The organism is Streptomyces sp. AK08-02 (genome assembly GCF_033795085.1).
GTDB classification, from domain to species: domain Bacteria; phylum Actinomycetota; class Actinomycetes; order Streptomycetales; family Streptomycetaceae; genus Streptomyces; species Streptomyces echiniscabiei.
On the sequence record NZ_JARAZV010000015.1, the window covers coordinates 295,113 to 314,458 of the forward strand.

The 19,346-nt window shown below is 71.2% G+C and carries 16 protein-coding genes; 9 read left to right on the plus strand and 7 right to left on the minus strand.

Annotated features, from left to right (window positions below):
* Window positions 1-109: 109 nt before the first annotated feature.
* Entirely contained in the window at window positions 110-664 is a 555-nt protein-coding gene (locus PV734_RS30845) for an EF-hand domain-containing protein (RefSeq protein WP_319095409.1), read from the plus strand.
* Here the strand turns inward: PV734_RS30845 and PV734_RS30850 are convergent.
* Window positions 601-2,163: a class I adenylate-forming enzyme family protein gene (locus PV734_RS30850; RefSeq protein WP_319095408.1), complete on the minus strand. Its 1,563-nt coding sequence runs from the start codon at window positions 2,161-2,163 to the stop codon at window positions 601-603. The genes PV734_RS30845 and PV734_RS30850 overlap by 64 nt on opposite strands.
* A gap of 172 nt (window positions 2,164-2,335) precedes the next feature.
* Between PV734_RS30850 and PV734_RS30855 the strand changes: the two genes are divergently transcribed.
* The 4 genes from PV734_RS30855 to PV734_RS30870 all read left to right on the plus strand — a co-directional run bounded on the left by PV734_RS30855 (window position 2,336) and on the right by PV734_RS30870 (window position 6,660).
* Entirely contained in the window at window positions 2,336-3,529 is a 1,194-nt protein-coding gene (locus PV734_RS30855; RefSeq protein WP_319095407.1) for an amidohydrolase family protein, read from the plus strand.
* On the plus strand, window positions 3,529-4,665 hold the full coding sequence (locus PV734_RS30860; RefSeq protein ID WP_319292935.1) for an acyl-CoA dehydrogenase: 1,137 nt from the start codon (window positions 3,529-3,531) through the stop codon (window positions 4,663-4,665). Before PV734_RS30855 ends, PV734_RS30860 begins: the two co-directional genes overlap by 1 nt.
* An 8-nt stretch (window positions 4,666-4,673) precedes the next feature.
* Window positions 4,674-5,570 (plus strand): acyl-CoA dehydrogenase family protein, encoded by an 897-nt coding sequence (locus PV734_RS30865; protein ID WP_319292937.1) that lies wholly within the window; start codon window positions 4,674-4,676, stop codon window positions 5,568-5,570.
* A gap of 514 nt (window positions 5,571-6,084) precedes the next feature.
* Complete coding sequence (locus tag PV734_RS30870; RefSeq protein WP_319292939.1) at window positions 6,085-6,660, plus strand: ATP-binding protein; 576 nt, start codon at window positions 6,085-6,087, stop codon at window positions 6,658-6,660.
* A gap of 494 nt (window positions 6,661-7,154) precedes the next feature.
* Here PV734_RS30870 and PV734_RS30875 read toward each other — a convergent pair whose 3' ends face one another.
* Window positions 7,155-8,090: a cyclase family protein gene (locus tag PV734_RS30875; RefSeq protein WP_319292941.1), complete on the minus strand. Its 936-nt coding sequence runs from the start codon at window positions 8,088-8,090 to the stop codon at window positions 7,155-7,157.
* 106 nt (window positions 8,091-8,196) lie between these two features.
* Between PV734_RS30875 and PV734_RS30880 the strand changes: the two genes are divergently transcribed.
* From PV734_RS30880 to PV734_RS30890, 3 genes are all read left to right on the plus strand, one after another.
* Window positions 8,197-9,111, plus strand: a complete 915-nt coding sequence (locus PV734_RS30880; protein WP_319095402.1) for an SDR family oxidoreductase — start codon at window positions 8,197-8,199, stop codon at window positions 9,109-9,111.
* A 114-nt stretch (window positions 9,112-9,225) separates the two neighbouring features.
* Complete coding sequence (locus PV734_RS30885; RefSeq protein ID WP_319095401.1) at window positions 9,226-10,377, plus strand: acyl-CoA dehydrogenase family protein; 1,152 nt, start codon at window positions 9,226-9,228, stop codon at window positions 10,375-10,377.
* On the plus strand, window positions 10,377-11,426 hold the full coding sequence (locus PV734_RS30890) for a Zn-dependent alcohol dehydrogenase (RefSeq protein WP_319095400.1): 1,050 nt from the start codon (window positions 10,377-10,379) through the stop codon (window positions 11,424-11,426). The genes PV734_RS30885 and PV734_RS30890 overlap by 1 nt, the downstream gene beginning before the upstream one ends.
* Window positions 11,427-11,435: 9 nt before the next feature.
* Here PV734_RS30890 and PV734_RS30895 read toward each other — a convergent pair whose 3' ends face one another.
* The gene (locus tag PV734_RS30895) at window positions 11,436-12,467 is read right to left on the minus strand and encodes a GlxA family transcriptional regulator (protein ID WP_319095399.1); all 1,032 of its coding nucleotides are present in this window, start codon (window positions 12,465-12,467) and stop codon (window positions 11,436-11,438) included.
* 71 nt (window positions 12,468-12,538) lie between these two features.
* Here PV734_RS30895 and PV734_RS30900 point away from each other — a divergent pair, with 71 nt between their 5' ends.
* Window positions 12,539-13,882, plus strand: coding sequence for an MFS transporter (locus PV734_RS30900; RefSeq protein WP_319292943.1), 1,344 nt, complete (start codon window positions 12,539-12,541; stop codon window positions 13,880-13,882).
* A gap of 194 nt (window positions 13,883-14,076) precedes the next feature.
* Here the strand turns inward: PV734_RS30900 and PV734_RS30905 are convergent, their stop codons facing one another.
* The 4 genes from PV734_RS30905 to PV734_RS30920 form a co-directional block, all read right to left on the minus strand.
* A complete protein-coding gene (locus tag PV734_RS30905; protein ID WP_415924295.1) occupies window positions 14,077-14,739 on the minus strand; it encodes a flavin reductase family protein in 663 nt (220 codons plus the stop codon).
* Window positions 14,740-14,789: 50 nt separating this feature from the next.
* Window positions 14,790-15,632: an enoyl-CoA hydratase/isomerase family protein gene (locus PV734_RS30910; protein WP_319292946.1), complete on the minus strand. Its 843-nt coding sequence runs from the start codon at window positions 15,630-15,632 to the stop codon at window positions 14,790-14,792.
* Window positions 15,633-15,660: 28 nt separating this feature from the next.
* Window positions 15,661-17,925 (minus strand): acetate--CoA ligase family protein, encoded by a 2,265-nt coding sequence (locus tag PV734_RS30915; protein WP_319292948.1) that lies wholly within the window; start codon window positions 17,923-17,925, stop codon window positions 15,661-15,663.
* A gap of 149 nt (window positions 17,926-18,074) precedes the next feature.
* Window positions 18,075-19,250, minus strand: a complete 1,176-nt coding sequence (locus PV734_RS30920) for an NAD(P)/FAD-dependent oxidoreductase (RefSeq protein WP_319292950.1) — start codon at window positions 19,248-19,250, stop codon at window positions 18,075-18,077.
* Window positions 19,251-19,346 lie beyond the last annotated feature (96 nt).

A 19,346-nucleotide genomic window follows, 5' to 3' on the forward strand; every position in this document is an offset into this window, starting at 1 on the left:
CAGGTGTCGTTTTCCTGCTCCGGCGGTCACCCGCGCGTCGTACGCTCCGTGCGGGAAGACGACCCAAGACACCGGCGTAGGACGCAGACGTAAGGCAGGCCCGACAGACATGGTCAGCTCCGAGTACGGCCGGAAGATCGCCGCCCGGTTCGCCACCTTCGACCAGGACGGCAACGGCTACATCGACCGCGTGGACTTCAGCGTGGCGGCCAAGGCGCTGCTCGCCGAGTTCGACACCCCTGCCCGGTCCGACAAGGGCCAGGCCCTCTACAGCGGTGCCGAGGCCTTCTGGCAGGGCATGGCGGGGATAGCGGACCGGGACGGCGACCAGCGGATCACCCGCGACGAGTTCGTGAACGGCGCGGTGAAGCGGCTGCACGACAGCCCGGGCCGGTTCGCCGAGATCGCCCGGCCCTTCCTGCACGCGGCGCTGGCCGTCGCGGACCGGGACGGCGACGGCGCGGCGACCCTCGAAGACACCGAACGCGTTCTCAAGGCGCTCGGTGTGCCCGAGGACGTCGCCGCCATGGCCGCCGCGACGCTCGACACCGACGCGGACGGCAAGGTCGGCGAGACGGAGATCGTCGACGCGCTGGCCCGCTACTTCGATGTCTCCGACTCGGACGAGGGCACGGCGGACGGACCGGGCGAGGGCTCCGAATAGCGTTCGCGCAGCTTGTACTTGAGCACCTTCCGCAGGGCGTCGTTGCGTGGAAGGGCGTCCACCAGCTCCAGCCGCTCCGGCAGCTTGTGCACGGACAGCCCTTCCGACCGCAGGTGGGAGGTCAGCCCGGCGAGGGTCAACTCATCGGCGCCTGCCGCCTGTTCCACCACCGCGCAGACCAACTCCCCGCGCTCCGCGTCCGGCAGCCCCACCACCGCCACGTCACCCACCCCCGGATGCGTGTGCAGCAGGTCCTCGATCTCCTTCGCCGAGATGTTCTCGCCCTTGCGGATGATGACGTCCTTGAGTCGCCCGGTGAGCACCAAGTGCCCGCTTCCGGTGAGGAATCCCAGGTCGCCGGTGCGCAGAAAGCCGTCCTCGTCGAAGGCCTCGGCGGTCTGCGCGGGGTCCAGATAGCCCTGGCACACGGCCTCGCCCCGCAGTCGCACCTCGCCCTCCACCACCCGTATCTCCATCCCCTCCGGGGGGCGCCCCTCCGTCGTCGCCAGGTTGTCGACCGTGTCGTCCGGTGCGCCCATGGTGATCATCGGCACCTCGGTCATCCCGTACCCGTGGGTGAGCTGTACGCCCATCTCGCGTACGACGGAGTGGTAGACCTCCGGCGGTTTCGGCGCCCCGCCGCCCGCGAGCAGCCGCAGGGAGGGGATCACCGGAGTCCCCGGCTGCTTGCGCTGTTCGGCGAGGAACATGGAGTAGAAGGCCGTGGATCCGCCGGCCACGGTCACGCCGTTCTTGCGGTAGCCCTCCAGCGCGTCCGGCAGCGCGAACTGCTCGAACATCACCGCCGGGAACCCGTACAGCAGGAGCATCACCGTGTAGTCGGGGCCGGCGATATGGGCGTACGGGAAGGCCATCGAGCCCACGTCCGACTCGGTGAGCCGGAGTGCGTGCGCGAGGCAGGAGCCGCCCGCGATGAGTGAACGGTCGGTGTGGAGCACCCCCTTGGGGTCGGAGGTCGTGCCCGAGGTCCAGTAGATCCAGCGGACCGAGGTGCCGTCGGCGGGCGGGGGCGGCAGCGACGACGGGTCCCCGTCCGGGAGTTCGTCGCTGTCGTACGCCTGGAAGACGCCCTTCGCGCCGAGCCGCCGTGCCATCTCCGTGTGGTCGAAGCCGCGCCACACGCCGGGCACCGCGAAGAACTCGGCCTTCGACTCCCGTAGCGCGAAGCCCACTTCGCGGTCCCGGTAGAAGGGGATGACCGGCGACTGCACGGCGCCCAGCCGGGCCAGGGCGAAGGAGAGCAGGGCGGTCTCGATACGGGTGGGCAGCTGCCAGGCGACGACCGTGCCGGGGCGTACACCCATGTCGTACAGGCCCGCCGCCACCCGTTCGGAGCGGGCCCGGAGTTCGCCGAAGGTGAGGGCGCGGTCGTCCTGGAGGAAGACCGGTCGGTCGGGGGTGAGTTCGGCGCGGCGGGTCACCAGTTCCCAGAGGGTACGGGCCGAACCCAGGGCGTGTGCGGTGTCGACGACGTTCACGTTGCCCCCAGTTGCCAGCTGACCGGAAGTGCTTCTGACGAACAGTCAGATTGTGCGGGGAGCGTAGGGCCTGGCGCCTTGTCGGTCCATAGGTGCGGGACTAACCTTCTAGAGGCGCAGAACTGACGGACCGTCAGATAATCAACACCGGCTGGCCAGGCGGAGGGGACCCATGACCGAACTGCCCCGCATCATCAGCGTCGACGACCACGTGATCGAACCCGCGCACCTCTTCGAGACCTGGCTGCCGGCCAAGTACCGGGACAGAGGGCCGAAGCCCTTCACCGCCGGAATCGGCGAACTCGCCTACGTGGGCGGCAAATACCGGATCACCACCGACCCCGACGGCCCGGTCACCGACTGGTGGCAGTACGAGGACCTGCAGTTCCCGTACAAGCGGATCATCGCGGCCGTCGGGTTCTCGCGGGACGAGATGACCCTCGACGGCATCACCCGCGAACAGATGCGGCGCGGCTGCTGGGACCCGAAGGCCCGGCTCGCGGACATGGACCTCAACCATGTCGAGGGCTCCCTCTGCTTCCCCACCTTCCCGCGTTTCTGCGGCCAGACCTTCGCCGAGGCCCAGGACAAGGAGGTCGCGCTGGCCTGTGTGCGCGCCTACAACGACTGGATGGTCGAGGAGTGGTGCGGCGACAGCGGCGGCCGGCTGATCCCGCTGTGCCTGATCCCTCTGTGGGACGTCGAGTTGGCGGTCGCGGAGATCCGGCGCAACGCCGAACGCGGGGTGCGGGCGGTGACCTTCTCGGAGATCCCCACCCACCTCGGCCTGCCGTCGATCCACTCCGGCTACTGGGACCCGTTCTTCGCGGTGTGCGAGGAGACCGGGACGGTCGTCAACATGCACATCGGCAGCAGCAGTCAGATGCCCGCCGCCTCCCCGGACGCCCCGCCCGCCGTCCAGGCCGCGCTGAGCTTCAACAACGCGATGGCGTCGATGATGGACTTCCTGTTCAGCGGCGTACTGGTGAAGTTCCCGACGCTCAAACTCGCGTACAGCGAAGGCCAGATGGGCTGGATCCCGTACGCCCTGGAACGCGCCGACGACGTGTGGCAGGAACACCGCGCGTGGGGCGGGGTGCGGGATCTGATCCCGGAGCCGCCCTCGACGTACTACTACCGGCAGATCTTCTGCTGCTTCTTCCGCGACAAGCACGGAGTCGCCTCGATCGACGTCGTCGGCCGGGACAACGCCACCTTCGAGACCGACTACCCGCACGTCGACTCGACCTTCCCGCACACCAAGGAGGTCGCCCTCGACCATGTGAAGGGCCTCGACGACGAGACCGTCTACAAGCTGATGCGCGGCAACGCCATCCGCATGCTCGGCCTCGACCTGGACAAGTAGTGGACCTCGCCGACACCCCCCAAGAGGCGGAGTTCCGGGCACGGTTGAGGGAATGGCTGGCGAAGGTCCTGCCGGCGCTGCCGGTCGCGCCCTCGCCCGACGACTGGCCCGGGCGGCGGGCGTACGACCTGGGCTGGCAGCGGACGCTGTACGACGCCGGGTACGGCGAGGTCCACTGGGGCGCCGACCCCGCCGTACGGATGATCTTCCTGGAGGAGACGGAGAAGGCCGGCGCGCCCTATGTGGGGGCGAACTTCGTCGGGCTGCTGCACGCCGGGCCGACCGTCGCCGCCGAGGGGACCGACGAGCAGCGGGCGCGCTGGCTGCCGCCGGTGCTGCGCGGCGAGGAGGTCTGGTGCCAGGGGTTCAGTGAGCCGGACGCCGGTTCGGACCTCGCCGCGCTGCGCACCCGCGCCCGGCGCGACGGCGACCACTACGTGGTCAGCGGCTCCAAGATCTGGACCTCGCACGCCGAAGTCGCCGACTGGTGCGAGCTGTTGGTGCGGACCGACCCGGAGGCGCCCAAGCATCGCGGGATCACCTGGCTGGCCATGCCCATGGACGCGCCGGGCGTCACCGTACGGCCGCTGCGCACGCTCGCCGGGTCGAACGAGTTCGCCGAGGTCTTCCTCGACGAGGTCCGGGTGCCCGTCGCCAACCGGGTCGGGGAGGAGAACGACGGCTGGCGCGTGACCATGGTGACCCTGTCCTTCGAGCGCGGTACGGCGTTCGTGGGGGAGGTGGTCGCCTGTCGCCGGGTGCTGGGCGAACTCGCCCTGGCGGCACGGGAGAACGGCCGCTGGGACGACCCTGTCCTGCGCCGTCGGCTCGGGCGGCTGAACGCCGAGTTCCGGGCGCTGTGGCGGCTGACCCAGTGGAACGTGAGCGAGGCGAGCGAGGGCGTGCCCGGGGTGGGCGCGTCCGTCTTCAAACTGCGGTACTCGCATGCCCGGCAGGAGCTGTACGAGGCGGCGGCGGAGGTGCTGGGAGGTGCGGGCGGCACGGCGCTGGATCTCGAACAGCCCTGGCTGCTCGACCGGTTGTCCTCGCTGTCGTACACCATCGCCGCCGGCACCTCCCAGATCCAGCACAGCATCGTGGCCGAACGCGTTCTCGGCCTGCCGAAAGGGCGGTGACTTCGCAGATGCGGTTCCAACTCACCGAGGATCAGCGGGCGTTGCAGACAGGCGTACGGGGGCTGCTGGCGTCGCGGTTCGGGCGCGAGCGGTTGCGGGCGGCCATGGACGTCGCCGACGGGCCCCGGCTGGACCGGGGGCTGTGGCGGGAACTGGGGGACGCCGGGTTCTTCTCGCTGCGGCTGCCGGAAGAGGAGGGCGGGGTCGGACTCGGGCTGCCCGAGGCGGTGTTGGCGTTCGAGGAGGCGGGGCGCGTACTGCTGGCCGGGCCGCTGATCGCCACGCATCTCGCGGCGGGGGAGGTGCCGGGGGCGGCGACGGGGGAGACGGTGGTGACCGGCGTCGACGCCGGCGGAGTGGTGGAGTGGCTGGCGGCGGCCGACGTCGTACGGGGAGACGCGGCCGGCGCGGTACGGATGCGGTCGGTGGATCCGCTCACGCCCCTGCACAGAGCCGGGGATCCGGGCTCCGGCGACCGTACGGACGTACTCCTGACGTCTCTTCTCACCGCCGCCGAGCAGCTCGGCACCGGGGCCCGGGTGTGTGAGCTGGCCGCGCAACACGCACGGACCCGTGAGCAGTTCGGGCGGCCGATCGGGGCCTTTCAGGCGGTGCAGCACCTGTGCGCCGGGATGCTGGTGCGCGTAGAGGTGGCGCGGGCGGCGGTGTACGCGGCCGCCGTCACCGTCGATCCGGCGGACATCGCGGCGGCCCGGCTCCTCGCCGACGAGGCCGCGGTGCGTGGCGCCCGCGACTGCCTTCAGGTGCACGGCGGCATGGGCTTCACCTGGGAGTCGGACGTCCATCTGTATCTGAAGCGGGCCTGGGTAAGGGCCCGGCGACCAGGTGCGGTGACGGAGTGTGAGGAGGTTCTCGCCTCCGCGTTACTGGCCGAGGCGCTGTGACCGGCGGTCGGAGCGGTACTGGCCGGATTGGTGTCGCCGATCGTGGCGGGATCGAACCGTGACCGAGGTGTTGTGAGATCACTCAGCGTCGATACCGGGTTGTGTCCTTCGCGGGACTCGTCACGGCCCGGAGTCATGTGTTCCCTCCGGTACCTTCTGTGGCATGCGAGTGGTTCCGAGGTCGAGCCATCCCGGTGTCGCCCCTGAGGCGCCCCCGGATTCGGCGGTGCGCGCCGCTCGCGGGGCGGGTCGGTGTCTCCAGCTCGCCAGTTCGACTGCGGGTGGCGAGCGTCGCACAGTATGCCGCAGGAGTACTCCTTCGCGTTGGAATATGCCCGAAGCGCTTGTTGGCGTGACTGTACGTCAACCATGCTTTCTCGTAAGGGACTCACGTTCTGTGATCCCCGATCTGGCCGCCGGCCCAACCGTTGTTCTGGGCATGCAGAAAATGGCTACGATCGTGGCCCTCGTGCGGCGCGAGGCGATGTGTCCGCCGGTTCGGATGGTGTGAGCGGTGCAGGTGCTTCAAGTGCAGCTGGAGATCCGGCCCGACCCCGCAGAGGTGGGGCGGGCCAGGAGATGGGTGCGGTCGCGGCTTGCCGGGTCCGGGGTGTCGGACGACGAGCCACTGGCGGAGACGCTGATCCTGCTCGTCTCCGAACTGGTCACCAACGCGGTGGTGCACACCGGGCGTCCCGCGGTGCTGCGGCTGACGTTCCAGGGCGTGTGCGGGGCGCAGACCGGCGCCCAGGGCGTGGCCGACGGCATCGTACGGCTGGAGGTCGTCGACCTGAGCGCCTGCCCGCCGGCCCCCCGGCATGCCGAGCGTGACGAGACCAACGGGCGCGGGCTGGAGCTGGTGGACGGGCTCGCCGACCGCTGGGGGTGGAGCCCCGAGGGTGTCGGCAAGCGCATCTGGTGCGAACTGGACCGCTGTCCGGCTCCGGCGCCGTGCGGGGGCGGAAACGCCGTCGCCGCGCCGGGGGTCGCCACGGCCGCCGTCGCGTCCGCCGCGACGGCCACCGCCACGGGCGCGACCACCGTCACGGCTTCCGCTTACGGGGGCATGGCGGCGTACGAGGCCGTGTGACCGGGGCGGCCGCCGTGACGGCGCGCGGGGTGGTCTGCCGTCTGTCATGCCGCCAATGCCGCCTGCCCGCCGCGCGTGGTGCCGCGTGCGGCGCCCTGTGTGGGCGCCGTGCGGGGGTGCCGTGCGTGGGGCTGTGCCCGGTGCGGCGCTCGGCGGGGCACCGGTGCAGAAAATCCGACCTTTCCGGTCCGGTGTGGTGCGGTGCGCCGGGGTGTGCCCCTGTGCGCGGTTGTCGCAAAAAGGGCGTAAGTAATAAATCTCCGAACAGGTGTTGACGTGACGTGACCGGGTGAACACGCTTGTGTTCAACGCGATCCGCCGTGAGGGGACGGCGAGGGTTCGGTGACGGGGGCCCTCGGCGAGTGTGGATCGCGATTCGGCGTCGGCTCCTTCAGGGCCCGGGGGGGGTGGGGCGGGAACGCCGAAGGCGGGTGGCGGCGCGCGATGCCGTACTTGGGGTGGGCAATGGCGCGCCGCCGACCGGCCGACAGAGGTCAGAGGAGTGCCACGGGTGCCACGGGACTGCCCGTGGCACCCGTGAACGGTTCGGGGGTCGCCGACAGCAGGAACTCGTACCGGTTTTCTTGTCCACAGGCTGTGGACAACTCTTCGAGATTCCAGTTCTGACCCTGCGGCATCCCCATCTCCACCAGGTCGAGCGCGTGTACGGGCAGCCAGAGATCCTCCGACTCCGGCGGAAATATCTCAAAGGTGATGGTGTCGTTGGCGACCGCCGCGACATCCCGCGCGTGGAACCACTCCGGTGTACGGACCGACAACCCCGGCGAGGGATACATGTACCCGTGCTTGTCGCCGGCCAGGTACACCCGGATCTGCCCCGTCCGTACGAGCACGATGTCACCGGCGCGCACGCGTGTGCCCGCCAGTTCCTCCGCCGCGTCCAGGTCCTCCGGGGTGACCGCGTGCCCCCCGTCGAGCCGCTCGACGCCCCGCGCCCGGGCCACGTCCAGCAGCACCCCTCGCGAGACGACGTGCCGTGCCTTGTCGACGCCGGCGAACTCGGCGCCGGAGTGGGCCGTGATGGTGTCCGCCGGGCGCCCGTTGTAGAGCCTGCCGGAGTGGGAGGCGTGGGCGAGGGCGTCCCAGTGGGTCGCGCACTGGAGTCCCAGGGTGACGATGTCGTCGCTGGTCGCCACGGTTCCGCCGCCCGGCGGTCCGAACAGCTCCTGGTTGATCTGCACCATGGCGTGTACGGGGTTCAGCCGACCCGGGATCGCGCCGGTCTGGACGCCGTCCTGCTGGAGTGGAAGGGCGAGGGGGATGCGGCGGCCCGTGCGGACGGTCGCGGCGGCGGCGCGCACGACGGCGTCGGTGATGAGGTTGAGGGTGCCGATCTCGTCGTCCTCCCCCCAACGCCCCCAGTTGTTCACGCGTTTGGCGATGGCGTGGAACTCGGCCGGCAATGACATGAGTCCGGTCCTTCCTGGAGTCCGGTCCCTCCCGGGGCTTGCCTCCGGATATCTGACGGGTCATAAAATCTAACGGTCCGTCAGAAACCGCGGGAAGGGGCCGGACATGGGGAACTTCTTGGCAGGCAAGGTGGTCGCCGTGACGGGCGCCGGCCGGGGCATCGGCCGGGCGGTGGCGCTGGGCGCGGCGGCCGAGGGGGCCCGGGTCGTCGTCAACGACTACGGGGTCTCCATCGACGGCGCCTCACCGACGAGCGAGATCGCCGACGGCATCGTCAAGGAGATCGAGGCGGCGGGCGGGGACGCCGTCGCGGTCGCCGACGACGTGTCGACCATGGCCGGCGGTCAGCGGGTCGTGGACGTGGCGCTGTCGTCGTACGGCCGCCTGGACGGTGTCGTGTGCGTCGCCGGGATCCTGCGCGAGCGGATGCTGTTCAACATGTCCGAGGAGGAGTGGGACCCGGTCGTCGCCACCCACCTGAAGGGCACGTTCACGGTGTTCCGGGCGGCGTCGGCGGTGATGCGTCAGCAGCGGACGGGGACGCTGATCGGGTTCACCAGCGGAAACCATCAGGGATCGGTGTCACAGGCCAACTACAGCGCGGCGAAGGGCGGGATCATCTCGCTCGTCCGCAGCGCCGCGCTCGGGCTCCACAAGTACGGGGTCACCGCGAACGCGGTCGCGCCGGTCGCGCGTACACGGATGTCGGCGAACGTGCCCATGGAGCTGGCGGAGATCGGGGAGCCGGAGGACGTGGCCGCGCTGGTGGTGTACCTGCTGTCCGACCGGGCGAAGGAGCAGCGGATCACCGGGCAGGTCTACACGGTCGCCGGGCCGAAGATCGCGGTGTGGGCGCAGCCGAGGGAGTTGCGGGCGGCGTACGCCTCCGGCGGGTGGACGCCGGAGACGATCGCGGAGTTTTTGCCGGGGTCGGTGGGGGTGGATCCGATGCCGATGCTTGTGCGGTTGGAGGAGATGGAGCGGGCCGCGCGGGATGGGGCTCGGCCCAACGCCCAGTAACTCGGGGGTGCTTGTGGGTTGGCGGGTGCGGGTGCGGGTGCGTTGTGGCTTGTCGCGCAGTTCCCCGCGCCCCTGCCGGAGTCGGTCGCGTCCTGCGTTGATTAGGAGAGGTCTGTGGACTTTGGGTTCAGCGCCGGGGATGAGGAGTTTCGGGCGGAGGCTCGGGCTTGGCTCGGGGCGCATGTGGAGGGGGACCTCGATCGGCGCTCCTGGGAGCGGATTCTCGGGAAGGCCGGGTGGATCGGGCTCTCCTGGGGGGAGACGGGGTTCGGGAACCGGGCCGCCGGTCTCACCCAACAGGTCGTCTGGGCCGAGGAGTACGCCCGGTCGGGGGCGCCCGCGCGGTCCGGGCACATCGGGGAGAACCTACTCGCCCCCACGCTTCTCGCGCACGGTACCGATGAGCAGCGCAGGCGGTTCCTGCCCCCGATCGCGGCGGGCGAGGAGCTCTGGTGCCAGGGCTACAGCGAGCCCGGCGCGGGGTCCGACCTCGCCGGGGTGAGCACGAAGGCGGAACGGAGCGCCGACGGGACGTATCGGATCACCGGGCAGAAGATCTGGACCTCCCTGGCCCACGAGGCCGACTGGTGCTTCGTGCTGGCCCGTACGGAAGCGGGGTCGGCCCGTCACCGCGGGCTCGGATTTCTGCTCGTCCCCATGGACCAGCCGGGGCGGATCGAGGTCCGGCCGATCCGGCAGATGACCGGGACCAGCGAGTTCAACGAGGTCTTCTTCGACGGGGCCCAGGCACGCGCCGAGCATCTCGTCGGAGGCGAGGGCGCCGGCTGGACCGTCGCGATGAGTCTCCTCGGGTTCGAGCGGGGGGTCTCCATGCTCGCCCAACAGATCGGTTTCGCCGGGGAGTTGGGGCGGGTGGTGCAGGCCGCCGTCGACAGCGGGGCGGTGGCCGATCCCGTCGTACGGGAGCGACTCGTCCGGCAGTGGGCGGAGTTGCGGGCGATGCGCTGGAACGCGCTGCGCACCCTGGGGAGTTCGGCGGACGCCGGGGCGTCGAGTGTGGCCAAGCTGCTGTGGGGCGGGTGGCACCAGCGGCTGGGAGAGCTGGCGGTGCTGGTGCGGGGCGCGGGCGCGGGGGTCGGGCCGTCGGACTGGACGCCCTCGGCGCCGTACGAACTCGACGCCGCGCAGCACCTGTTCATGTTCTCCCGGGCCGACACGATCTACGGCGGCTCCGACCAGATCCAGCGCACGATCATCGCCGAGCGCCTGCTCGGTCTGCCGCGAGAGCCCAAGGGGGTCGTCTGATGCGCGGTGTGCTGTTCGACGGGAAGCAGATCCAGGTCGTCGATGATCTGGAGGTGCGGGACCCGGGCCCCGGAGAGGTGCTGGTGGCGATCTCGGCGGCGGGACTGTGCCACAGCGATCTCTCCGTGGTGGACGGGACCATCCCCTTCCCCGTCCCTGTGGTGCTCGGGCACGAGGGCGCGGGCATGGTGGAGGCGGTCGGCGCCGGTGTCACGCATGTGGTGCCCGGGGACCATGTGGCGCTGTCGACGCTCGCGAACTGCGGTGCGTGCGCGGAGTGCGACCGGGGCCGGCCGACCATGTGCCGGCAGGCGATCGGGCGGCCCGGCAGGCCGTTCACGCGGGGCGGGCGGCCGGTGTTCCAGTTCGCGTCCAACTCGGCCTTCGCGGAACGCACGGTGGTGAAGGCCGTGCAGGCGGTACGCATCCCGAAGGACATCCCGATGCCGTCGGCCGCGCTCATCGGCTGCGGCGTGCTGACCGGGGTGGGCGCCGTGCTCAACCGGGCCCGCGTCGACCGCGGGGACAGCGTCGTGGTCATCGGCACGGGCGGGGTCGGCCTGAACGTCCTCCAGGGCGCCCGGATCGCGGGCGCCCTGCGGATCGTCGCCGTGGACGCGAACCCGGCGAAGGAGGCGGTGGCGCGGCGGTTCGGCGCGACCCACTTCCTGACCTCGACGGAGGGCGTGCGGGACGTGCTGCCGACGGGCGCGGACCATGTCTTCGAGTGCGTCGGCCGGGTCGAACTCGTCCGACAGGCGATCGATCTGCTCGACCGGCACGGCCAGGCGATCCTGCTCGGCGTACCGCCCTCGACCGCCGAGGCGTCCTTCCTCGTCTCGTCGATGTACCTGGACAAGTCGATCCTGGGCTGCCGCTACGGCTCCTCGCGCCCCCAGCGGGACATCGCGCTCTACGCCGAGCTGTACCGCGAAGGGCGGCTGCTGCTCGACGAGTTGGTGACGGAGACGTACCCGGTCGAGGACTTCGAGAAGGCGGTCGGGGACGCGGAGGCGGGGCGGGTCGCGCGGGGGGTGCTGACGTTCTGACCCCGGTACCTAGCGGACGGGGGCCGACGCCCGGAACGTACGGCGGTACGAGGTCGGCGTGACCCCGAGCGCCGTCTGCAGGTGCTGCCGCATCGACTGGGCCGTGCCGAACCCGGCGTCACGGGCCACCTGGTCGACGGACAGGTCGGTGGACTCCAGCAGGTGCCGGGCCCGCTCCACCCGCTGCTGGGTGAGCCACTGGCCGGGGCTGACACCGACCTCCTCACGGAACCGGCGCGTGAACGTACGTACCGACATCGACTCCTGCTCGGCCATGTCGCGCAGCTGGAGCGGTTCGTGGAGGCGGCCGAGCGCCCAGGCGCGGGCGGTGGTCGTGGTCGCCAACTGGGGCTCCGGGAGCGGGCGTTGGATGTACTGTGCCTGTCCGCCGGTGCGGTGCGGCGGTACGACCGTACGGCGGGCCACCTCGTTGGCGACGGCGGTGCCGTGGTCGCGGCGCACCATGTGGAGGCACAGGTCGATACCGGCCGCGACGCCGGCCGAGGTCAGCACGTCGCCGTCGTCGACGTACAGGACGTCCGCGTCGACCCTGACCCTCGGGAAGAGCCGCTGGAAGTGCTCGGCGTCGGCCCAGTGCGTGGTGGCCGGGCGGCCGTCCAGATAGCCGGCGGCGGCGAGGACGTACACGCCCGTGCAGATGGAGGCGAGCCGGGTGCCCGGCCGGATGTGGGCGAGGGCGGCGGCCAGTTCGTCGGGCAGCACGCCCTCCTCGAAGAGCGGGCCGAGTTCGTACGACGCCGGGATGATCACCGTGTCGGCGGTGGCCAGGGCCTCGGGACCATGGGCGACCTGGATGGCGAAGTCGGCGTCGGTCTCGACCGGGCCCGGCGGGCGGACCGAGCAGGTCACGATCTCGTACAGGTGCCGGCGCCGGGCGTCCCTGGGGCGGCCGAAGATGCGGTGCGGGATGCCCAGCTCGAAGGGGAGCAGACCGTCGAGGGCGAGAACGACGACGCGGTGGGGGCGGAAGTCCGTGTCGGCCCGGGTGTCTTCCCGAGTGTCTTTCGGAGACAGGGTCATGGCCCGATCCTAGCGAATGCTGTCCTTCCGGCCACTCGCCCGGAGAGTCCGCAGGTCGGAAGGTTGACAGCGTGACGACGACCTCCAGACAGACCCCCGATGCCGCCACCGACGCCGCTGATGCCTCCGGCCGCCTCCGGAAGCCCGGCCGGGCCGGGCGCCTCCGCGTCCACCGGGCCTGGTTCGTCGCCGCCGTCGCCTTCGTGACGATCATCGGCGCCGCCGCCTTCCGGTCCCTGCCCGGACTGCTCATCGACCCGCTCCATGACGAATTCGACTGGTCGCGCGGCACGATCGGCGCCGCCGTCTCCGTCAACCTCGCGCTCTACGGGCTGACGGCCCCCTTCGCCGCCGCGCTGATGGACCGCTTCGGCATCCGTCGGGTCGTCGCGGTCGCCCTCGCGATCATCGCCCTCGGCTCCGGCCTCACCGTGTGGATGACGGCGGCCTGGCAACTGATGCTGTGCTGGGGCCTGTTGGTCGGGCTGGGCACCGGCTCGATGGCACTCGCCTTCGCGGCGACGGTCACCAACCGCTGGTTCACCGAGCGCCGAGGCCTGGTGACGGGCATCCTGACCGCCGCCTCGGCCTCCGGCCAGCTGATCTTCCTGCCGCTGCTCTCATGGATCATCGAGACGTACGACTGGCGCCCGGCGGCGGTGACCGTGTCCCTGGCGGCCCTGACGGTCGTCCCCTTCGTCTGGCTGCTGCTGCGCGACCACCCGGCGGACGTGGGCCTGAAGCCGTACGGGGCAACGGAGTTCGTACCGAAACCGGCTCCCGTGCAAGGCGCGGCACGCCGTACGGTCCAGGTGCTGCTGTCGGCGGTGCGCACGGGTCCGTTCTGGCTCCTGGCCGGCACCTTCGCGATCTGCGGAGCCTCGACGAACGGCCTGATCCAGACCCACTTCGTGCCCGCCGCCCACGACCACGGCATGCCCATCACGGCCGCCGCCTCACTGCTCGCCGTCATCGGCGTCTTCGACGTGGTCGGCACGATCGCCTCCGGCTGGTTCACCGACCGCTACGACCCGCGCCGCCTCCTGGCGGTGTACTACGCGCTGCGCGGAGTCTCGCTCCTGTTCCTCCCGATGCTGCTGGCACCCTCCGTCCACCCTCCGATGATCTTCTTCATCGTCTTCTACGGCCTCGACTGGGTCGCCACGGTCCCGCCCACCGTCGCCCTGTGCCGTGAGCACTACGGCGACGACAGCGCGATCGTCTTCGGCTGGGTCCTGGCCTCCCACCAGGTGGGCGCGGCGCTCGTCGCCTTCCTGGGCGGCCTGGCCCGGGACGTCTTCGGCGCGTACGACGTGGTCTGGTACGCGTCGGGGGCGCTGTGCGCGGCGGCGGCGCTGATGGCGCTGGTGATACGGCGGCGCGGGCCGGTTCGGGTGGTGGGAGCGCCGGCCTGAGGCGTTCGGGCAGCGGGCAGCACGCATCCGCCGCACAGTGCAAGCCGAACACACGGGGCCGCGGACCAGGAACGAGTCGCTGAACGCCGTGGGGGCGGCGGGCCCGAGGGTGGTGGACCGGACCGGCACTCGGCCGAGTCGTCCCCGAGGCAGGGACCGCGTCGGCCCCCTGCACGCGGCCCGCGTCGCCGAAGTCACGTCGTCGTGGAGGGCGGCGGTCGCCCGAAGGCTTCCTGGTCGCTCCGGAGCCGGGTGAACTGCCCACGGTGGAACAGCAAGGGCTCCCCGTCCTCCGGGCCCGCCCCCAAGTCGTCCACCCGCCCCACCACGATGAGGTGGTCGCCTCCCGTGTGCACCGCCTGGATCGTGCAGTCGATCCAGGCGGCGGCGCCTGCGAGGAGTGGGGAGCCTGAGGCGGGCGTCGGCTCGTACTCGACGCCCGCGAACTTGTCCGTGCCGCTTCTCGCGAACCCACGGCACAACTCGCCCTGCCCGGCGTCCAGTACGTTGACGCAGAAGACGCCCGCGCGGGCGATGAGCGGCCAGGTCCTCGACGTACGGCCGACCATGAAGACGACGAGGGGCGGGTCGAGGGAGAGAGCCGAGAAGGACTGGCAGGCGAATCCGGCGGGGGTGGTCCCGCCCTCGGCGGGCGGGGCGGTGATGATGGTGACGCCGGTGGCGAAGTTGCCCAGTACGCGCCGGAATTCGGCCGGGGGGATCGGCGCCCGTTCGTCGTCGCCGACCGCCCGTAAGGCGGGGCGGGGCAGCGCTTCGACGGACGCCGCGACGGTGGGTGCGCCGGCCGATCTGAGATAACGGACGGCAGCCGCCGCCATTCCCGCTTGTCCCAACATAGGTTCCATTGGAACTGACGGAGCGTCAGAAGTGAAGCCCCACAGGGCAGTCAGCTGCCGGTGTAGTGAGGGGTTCGGCGTTCCACGAAGCTCGCCACCCCTTCCCGCGCGTCCGCCGTCGTCATGTTGATCTCCTGCGCCGTGGCCTCGGCGGCGAACGCCGTCGCGCGGTCCGAGTCCAGGGAGGCGTTGATCAGCTGCTTGGTGAGGGCGAGGGCGCGGGTCGGACCGGTGGCCAGGCGTTCCGCCCACTCACGGGCCGTCTTGTGGAGGTCCTCGGCCGGTACGACCCGGTTGACCAGGCCCAGGCGTTCCGCGTCCGGGGCCGTCAGCGCGTCGCCGAAGAACATCAGTTCCTTCGCGCGCCGGGGGCCGATCAGGCGGGGGAGGAGGTACGCGCCACCGCCGTCCGGGACCAGGCCCCGGCGGACGAACACCTCGATGAACCGGGCCTGTTCGGCCGCCAGGACCAGGTCGCAGGCGAGGGCCAGGTGGGCACCGAGGCCGGCCGCCGTGCCGTTCACCGCCGCTATCACCGGCTTCTCGCAGTCCAGGACCGCTGAGATCAGGCGCTGGGCGCCCTGGCGGATGAGCCGGGCCACGTCGCCCGCGATCCGTTCGCCCTGCGGCTGCCCGCCGCCTCGCAGGTCCGCGCCCGTGCAGAAGCCCTTGCCCGTGCCGGTGAGGACCACGGCCCGAACGGCCGGGTCGGCCGAGGCCTCCGAAAAGAGTTGGATCAGGCGTTCTCGCTGGTCAGAGGTGATGGCGTTGAGAGTCTCGGGGCGGTTGAGGGTGATCCACGAGACCTGATTGTCAGTGGCGTGCAGTACCAATGACTCAGACGCATCGGCGGATTTTTCCGGCGTGCCGGATTCTTCGGGGGAGGAAGTCATGGGAGTGCTGCTCCGTTTCTTGTGGCGGCTAGAGCGGCTGCTGGTTCACGTCCTGGTCCTGCGGACCCGGCCCGCACACCGCCAGCGCGTCCAGCGCCACCGCACCCTGCCCCCTGGGCAGCACCATCAGCGGGTTGATGTCCAGCTCCGCCAGCTCGTCCCCGAGTTCCAGTGCCATGCGCTGCACCCGCATGACGACCTCGACGAGCGCCTCCAGGTCGGCCGGGGGGCGCCCCCGGACCCCGTCCAGCAGGGCCCGCCCGCGCAGCTCGGTCAGCATGTCCCGCGCCTGCACCTCACCGAAGGGCGGCACGCGTACGGCGGTGTCCTGGAGCACCTCCACGAGCACACCGCCGAGCCCCACCGTCACCGTCGGGCCGAACAGCTCGTCGTGCGTGACACCGACGACCATCTCGACGCCCCGCTCGACCATCTGGCACACGAGTACGCCGTCCAGGTCCACGCCCTCGTATCGGGCGATGTCGGTCAGCTCGCGGTAGGCGTCGCGGACCTGGCTGGCCGAGGTCAGCCCGATCTTCACCAGCCCGAGTTCCGTCTTGTGCGCGATCTGGCCGCCCGACGCCTTCATCACCACCGGGTAGCCCACCAGCCCCGCCGCCCGGACGGCCGCCGCCGCGCTGGTCACCAACTGCTCGCGCGGCACCCGGATTCCGTACGCCCGCAGCAGCAGCTTGGCGGCGTGCTCGCTCAGCGTCTCGCCCGGCCGCATCAGCGCCCGCGCCTTGCGGAAACTGGGCGACGGGGTGCGCGGCGCCTCGTCGAAGGGGGAGCGGTAGGAGGCGGTGAACCGGGCGTGGTCGAGATGGGCGCGGACGGCGGTCACACAGTTCGCGAAGGTACGGAAGGTGGCCACGCGGGAGGAGCCGAGCAGCGTCTCGCGGTACGCCGGCTCCGTGCCGACCGGCGACCCCCAGATCACGCACACCAGCTTGTCCGTCTGCTCGGCCGCGTCCACGAGGTCCTGCGCGAGCCTGTCGCTCATCGGCGGAAAGGGCCCGGTGATCGGACAGACCAGGACGCCCACCGCCGGGTCGGCGAGGATCGCGTCGATGATCTTCCGGCCGCGCCAGTCGCCGACCGGATGCCCGCCGCTGTCCACCGGGTTGGCCACGTTCAGGTAGTCGGGTATCCACTGGTGCAGCTCGGCCTGCTTGGCTGCGGACAGCTGCGGCAGGCGCAGCCCGGCCTCGGTCGCCAGGTCCGCGAAGTGCGCCCCCGTGCCGCCCGAGATCGAACACACGGCGACCCCGTCGGCGAGCGGACGGCGGGCGCGGGCCAACAGGGCCGAGGTGTCCTGGAGTTGGTCGAGTCCGTCGACGCGGATCACCCCGTACTGCCGCATCGCCGCGTCCACCACCTTGTCGGCGCCGGTCAGTTTGCCGGTGTGGGAGGCGGCGGTGCGGGCGCCGGTCTCGGTGCGGCCCACCTTGACCGCGACCACGGGGACACCGCGCCGGGCGGCCCGGTCGGCGGCGAGGAGGAAGGCGCGGCCGTCCTTCAGGCCCTCGACGTAGCAGGCGATGGCGCCCACCTCGGGGCGCTCCGAGAAGTAGGAGATGAAGTCGGCGGTCTCCAGATCGGCCTCGTTGCCGGTAGGGGCCCAGTGGGAGAGGCGGATGCCGAGTTCCTGGAGGGCGAAGACCGGCCTGCCCTGGTGGCCGGACTGGGTGATCAGGGCGATCGCGGGGCCGTCGAGGTCCTCGCGGAAGTTCTCGAAGGCGTTGAGGTTGGTGTTCGGGCCGAGCAGCCGCAGGCCGGAGCGGCGGACGGCGTCGGACAGGCGGGCCTGTGCCTCCGCGCCCGCCTCGCCCGTCTCCGCGAACCCGGAGGCGAAGGCGACGGCGAACCTCACCTTGGCCTCGGCGAGCTCCTCGACCACGGGAAGGGGGTCCGCGACCAGGAGTACGGCGAGATCGATCTGCTCGGGCAGATCGGCGACGGAAGGGAAGCAGGGTATGCCGAAGACGGCCTCGCGGGTCGGATGCACCGGATGCAGCCGGGCTCCGACGCGATCGGCCCACGCCAGCAACTGCCTGGTGATACCGGTGTTCGGCCGGCCCTCGGTGTCCGAGGCGCCGATCACCGCCAGGGACTCGGGCCGGAAGAACCGGTCGAGATCGGGTACGCCGGCGTACAGGGGCCGGCCGCCGACGTCGAGATCGTCGACATCGGCGGGCCTGCCGTGCACGACGGGCGAGGGCTGCTCGCCGCAGGCGATGACCCTGGCCCGGCGGGAGTCGGTGGTGAAGGTGCCGTGGGTTGATCCAAGCATCGGTCCGCCCGCTCCTGTGTGACAGCCAATTAACTGACGCAGTGTCAGGTTACTGAACTGACACTCCGTCAGGAACCGGCGTGCGAGGAACTTCTTGGGCCGACGGTTCGGCCCCGCACTCCGCAAGGGCTGTCTGGGGAGCGAGGGACCTACTTCGCCCCGACGGACTGCTGCCGCGCGATCTTCTTGGCGATGCGTACCGCGTCGATGGCCATTTCCCGGAGCATTCCGCTGATGGGGTTGGTGTAACCGCTGAAGAAGAGACCTGGCGCGTTCTTCGGGGCCCGGGGCCCGTGGACGACCGGTTTGCCGCGGGCGTCGAGCACGTCGAGGTGGCCGACGAGGGGTTCCAGGCCCCGGAAATATCCGGTGGCGGCGATGACGGCGTCCGGCTCGATGTGCTCACCGTCGGCGAGGACGATCTTGCCGTCCTCGAACCTCTCGACGGCGGCCACGATCTCGACGCGCCCCTTGCGCACGGCGTCGATGAGACCGACGTCCTGCACGGGGATCGAGCCGGCGTTGACGCGCGAGTACAGCCCGGTGTCGGGGCGGGGCAGCCCGTGGGCGGACAGGTCGGGCACGCTGAGCTTGGCCATCGGTCCCGCGAGCCGGTCGACGAGGCGCACCGGCAGCCGTCGTACGACGATGCCGGTGAACTGGGCCGCCCAGCCGGCCGTGGACCGGCGCACGATGTGCGGGGCGGTGCGGACGGACAGCCGCACCCGTGAGGCGCCGCCCTCCACCAGGTCGACGGCGATCTCGGCGCCGGTGTTGCCGATGCCGACGACGAGGACGTCGCGGCCGGCGTAGGGGGCCGGGTTGCGGTACTGGGCGGCGTGCAGCAGCTCGCCGCCGTAGGCGTCGCGCCCGGGCCACTCGGGGATCCGGGGGGTGTGGTTGGTCCCGGTGGCGACGACGACCGCGCTGCCGGTCAGCTCGCGCCCGCCGGTGGCGTGCAGCAGCCAGCCGGTGCCGTCGGCGGTCCGCTCGACGCGGGACACCTCGACGCCGGTGACGACCTCCAGCTCGTGGTGCTCGGCGTACTTCTCCAGGTACCGGACCACGTCGTCCCGGGCCACCCACCGCCCGAAGGAACGCGGCATCGCCAGCCCCGGCAGCGAGGACAGCCGCCGGGTGGTGTGCAGGTGCAGCCGGTCGTAGTGGCGCCGCCAGGACGAGCCGACCTGGTCGCCCCGCTCCAGCACGACGGCCCGAACACCCTGGGCCTTCAGTGCGTAGGCGACGGCGAGACCGCCGGGTCCACCGCCGATGACGTACACGGGGGCGGCGGAGGACGGTGACGGTGTCGGTGAGTCGGCCATGTGCCCGAGCGTATTCACGTGCTCACTTGTTAGGTCTCGGTCAAGACCGGAATTGGTTGCGGATTGATCACGACAGTGGGGGATATGGGCGGGACC

Bases quoted from the DNA above. Each gene is read 5' to 3' on its own strand.
- PV734_RS30890 (WP_319095400.1), top strand. From the start codon at position 10,377: ATGCGCGGTGTGCTGTTCGACGGGAAGCAGATCCAGGTCGTCGATGAT.
- PV734_RS30895 (WP_319095399.1), bottom strand. From the start codon at position 12,467: ATGACCCTGTCTCCGAAAGACACTCGGGAAGACACCCGGGCCGACACG.
- PV734_RS30865 (WP_319292937.1), top strand. From the start codon at position 4,674: ATGCGGTTCCAACTCACCGAGGATCAGCGGGCGTTGCAGACAGGCGTA.
- PV734_RS30905 (WP_415924295.1), bottom strand. From the start codon at position 14,739: ATGTTGGGACAAGCGGGAATGGCGGCGGCTGCCGTCCGTTATCTCAGA.
- PV734_RS30920 (WP_319292950.1), bottom strand. From the start codon at position 19,250: ATGGCCGACTCACCGACACCGTCACCGTCCTCCGCCGCCCCCGTGTAC.
- PV734_RS30910 (WP_319292946.1), bottom strand. From the start codon at position 15,632: ATGACTTCCTCCCCCGAAGAATCCGGCACGCCGGAAAAATCCGCCGAT.
- PV734_RS30915 (WP_319292948.1), bottom strand. From the start codon at position 17,925: ATGCTTGGATCAACCCACGGCACCTTCACCACCGACTCCCGCCGGGCC.
- PV734_RS30880 (WP_319095402.1), top strand. From the start codon at position 8,197: ATGGGGAACTTCTTGGCAGGCAAGGTGGTCGCCGTGACGGGCGCCGGC.
- PV734_RS30845 (WP_319095409.1), top strand. From the start codon at position 110: ATGGTCAGCTCCGAGTACGGCCGGAAGATCGCCGCCCGGTTCGCCACC.
- PV734_RS30855 (WP_319095407.1), top strand. From the start codon at position 2,336: ATGACCGAACTGCCCCGCATCATCAGCGTCGACGACCACGTGATCGAA.
- PV734_RS30875 (WP_319292941.1), bottom strand. From the start codon at position 8,090: ATGTCATTGCCGGCCGAGTTCCACGCCATCGCCAAACGCGTGAACAAC.